This window comes from uncultured Nostoc sp., from assembly GCF_964245445.1.
Lineage (GTDB): Bacteria > Cyanobacteriota > Cyanobacteriia > Cyanobacteriales > Nostocaceae > Nostoc.
The window spans coordinates 205-3,049 of sequence record NZ_CAXTNE010000478.1 but is presented as its reverse complement, the minus strand read 5'-3'; the positions used below and the strand labels follow the sequence as shown (position 1 = coordinate 3,049).

The following is a 2,845-nucleotide window of genomic DNA, read 5'->3' as shown; positions in this document are numbered from 1 at the left end:
ATTTTTAGCGATCGCTGGTTTTTGATCCTACCTCACCAAATCGCGTTGCTCCCCTTAGCACTTAGGACTCAGCATTCACAACTCAGCGAGAAGTCGAGCCAGTGCGTTGGGGAGCCAGCGTGGTGAGGCAGTGTGGTCTTGGGGGTTTCCCCCATGAACAACTGCCGAACCCTGAAAGGGTCTTCTCCAAGGGGAGACGCTTTAGCGCATAGCGCAGCCTCTTCGAGTCCGCGAGCGTCTGGGGGTTTCCCCCATGAGCGACTGGCGTCGGGTTTCCCGACTTGTACTTTTATAAACAAGCAAGCTAGCAAGAGCGTCTTTGACAGAGAAGCAACTGAGTTGTTGAGAATACTCCTTGATCATTATTTTAAGTATAAATACAGCTTCTAACCTCTAGTAGATGTGGTTATAAGCTTTTTAAAGCATGTATTTTTACCTTTTTTCCGCACATTAATAGCTTTATTTCTCAGTCAATTTTCTGTAAAATAGCTAAAAATGTTTTTACTCATTAGAAACACGTATTAGAGGTTGTTTAAAAAGTGGTTGGCTGTGATTTTAATCGAATTTTTACCCCCCTCTTAATCCCCCCTTTACAAGGGGGGAAACTGGAAAATCTAGTTCCCTCACGCCACTTGCTTCAAGTCGGGCATTGCCCGCCCAACGCAGTGGCTCCCCAATACATACGGGGAGGGTTAGGGTGGGGTAAAAAACGTTTATACACCAATTATGACTTTTCAAACATCCTCTTAGGATTGAAGCCTTAAAGGCAGACAAAAAGATTCGTTTATAGGGTAAATAACGGAATGGCTAATGTAAATGTTTTGACAAAGTTATCACTGTCTACAGTGGGAACAGCAGTTATTGCACTGGGAGCAGCAGGAACCGCCCAAGCTGCGACTTTTACTGAAGTGGGTGATGCAGGTCAGACTTTAAATACCGCCCAAAATCTTCTTGGTGGCATTAATGTCATCCAAGGAACTATCTCTCCTAGCGACGATGCTGACCTCTTTTCTTTCTCTTGGGGTGGTGGGCAATTCAACGCTACGACAGTCGGTGGTACACCCTTTACCTTCGATACCATACTACAACTGTTTGATTCATCAGGTACGCTAATCGCTCAGAACGAGGACGATTCTCAGTCTACGCTGCAATCCACTCTCAACCTGTCTGTAGATAGTGGTGAGTACTTGTTGGGAATCTCATCCTTCGCCAACTTTGCCAAATCTGGTCCTACTTATGGTTCTGTTGGTCCTGGTTTTTCTTCTGACAGTTACTCTATCAGCCTAAACCAGGAGACTGCTTCTGTTCCCGAACCCGCTTCTCTCATCGGTATCTTAGGCTTAGGTGCTTTCGGCATTACCTCTGTTCGCAAGCGTAAACAACAAGCCGCAGTTAAGGTATAAGCATCAATTTTTATTTAAACCGTTTAATTTAACTAACCACTGCTGTGTCAATATGTTGCTGACACAGCATTTTGATTTTGATACTTAAGTTGCAATCAAAGCTATTGTATCTTTCTCACCCAGTCCTTTTACTTGATTCAACCATTCTTACCCAATTCGGTAAGTAGCCGCCGAATCACAGATGCATCCTCGGCATCGGGAACTTTTGCTAAATAATTTTGTAAGTCGTCTACGGCTTGGGGGTAGTAACCGAGTTGATAATAGATCAAGCCGCGATCGCGTAACTCTAAAGTTAAACCAGGAAACAGCAACAAAATTCGTTCAACTGCTGCCAGTGTCTTTTCTAATTCTTGCTGTTTAAGGTAAATAAATTTTAAATTTGTCAGCATCCTTGCCAAAAATTGCCGATTACTGACTACAGCTAAAAATTCTGGTTGTAGCGTCATACGTTGCTGATAAAGTTGAGACAGCCGTTCTTCGCAATCTTGAGCAAATATTATTTCACCACCATTGAAAGCATCGACGAAAATCTCTATATCTTCAATATCTGGGCGGATTAGGAAATGTCCTGGCATCCCCACACCCACCATCGGGAAATCGATCCGTCTGGCAACTTCCAGGTAAACCAACGCCAAGGTAATAGGAATACCTAGCCGACGGTCAATTACATCATTGAAAAAGCTGTTACGCGGATCGTAATAGTCAATTTTGTTACCAGAAAACTTTAAATCTTCGTAGAGATACTGGTTAATACTTTGAACTATCCGCAAAGGATATCGTGAATCAGGCAGGCGTTCTTGAAGCTCCCATGCCATTGTATCAAGGGCGTTGAGATATTCCTCTGGGTCTAGCTTGGGATATTCTTCTTGTGCAATATATAAAGCTGCCTTTGCTAGGTCAATGTGTTCCTCAGACTGTTGAATCTCCTGATAAAAATATTGTCGTGCTGACGAGAAATTCATAAGCTGTTGCTTGGTGGAAGTGTGAGGATGAAGCGAGAGCGGCTTGGCTAAACTGAAAATAGTGTACCTATTTTTATATTAGGGATATTCAGAAGATTTGGAAATCTAGTTTGTGCATAAATTTCATGACCTTAATCTATCCAGGGGATGGAATTAGATTAATGTAGCTGTTTTATATTGACTAATACACACTTTTATGGTATGCATTGTGCTAAATCTGTTTTGAGCAATCTAAAGATGTATGGTATCCAGGTACCAATTAGTGATTATTAATTAAGGAAGATTCCGAAATGGCGTTGAGAGGATGTGTAGTAACTATTTGAATAAATGGTATAAAGCTGCTCTTTCTGCGATCGCTAGGGAGAGCAGATTTTTTATGTAAGCTTTCTTAACGTAGTATAAGCGTAAAGATATATGGTATCCAAGTACCAATTAGTGATTATTAATTAAGGAAGATTCCGAAATGGCGTTGAGAGGATG

Annotated in this window: 2 protein-coding genes; one reads left to right on the top strand and one right to left on the bottom strand. The window is 41.9% G+C overall.

The features are described 5' to 3' along the window. Positions 1-803 precede the first annotated feature (803 nt). Positions 804-1,403 carry a DVUA0089 family protein gene (locus tag ACFE90_RS37510; protein WP_375507295.1) on the top strand — a complete coding sequence of 200 codons (600 nt, stop codon included), beginning with the start codon at positions 804-806 and terminating at the stop codon, positions 1,401-1,403. A gap of 137 nt (positions 1,404-1,540) precedes the next feature. On the opposite strand, the gene ACFE90_RS37505 is transcribed toward ACFE90_RS37510, so the two are convergent. Continuing rightward, positions 1,541-2,365 carry a SirB1 family protein gene (locus ACFE90_RS37505; protein WP_375507294.1) on the bottom strand — a complete coding sequence of 275 codons (825 nt, stop codon included), beginning with the start codon at positions 2,363-2,365 and terminating at the stop codon, positions 1,541-1,543. Positions 2,366-2,845 lie beyond the last annotated feature (480 nt).

Bases quoted from the DNA above. Each gene is read 5' to 3' on its own strand.
- ACFE90_RS37510 (WP_375507295.1), top strand. From the start codon at position 804: ATGGCTAATGTAAATGTTTTGACAAAGTTATCACTGTCTACAGTGGGA.
- ACFE90_RS37505 (WP_375507294.1), bottom strand. From the start codon at position 2,365: ATGAATTTCTCGTCAGCACGACAATATTTTTATCAGGAGATTCAACAG.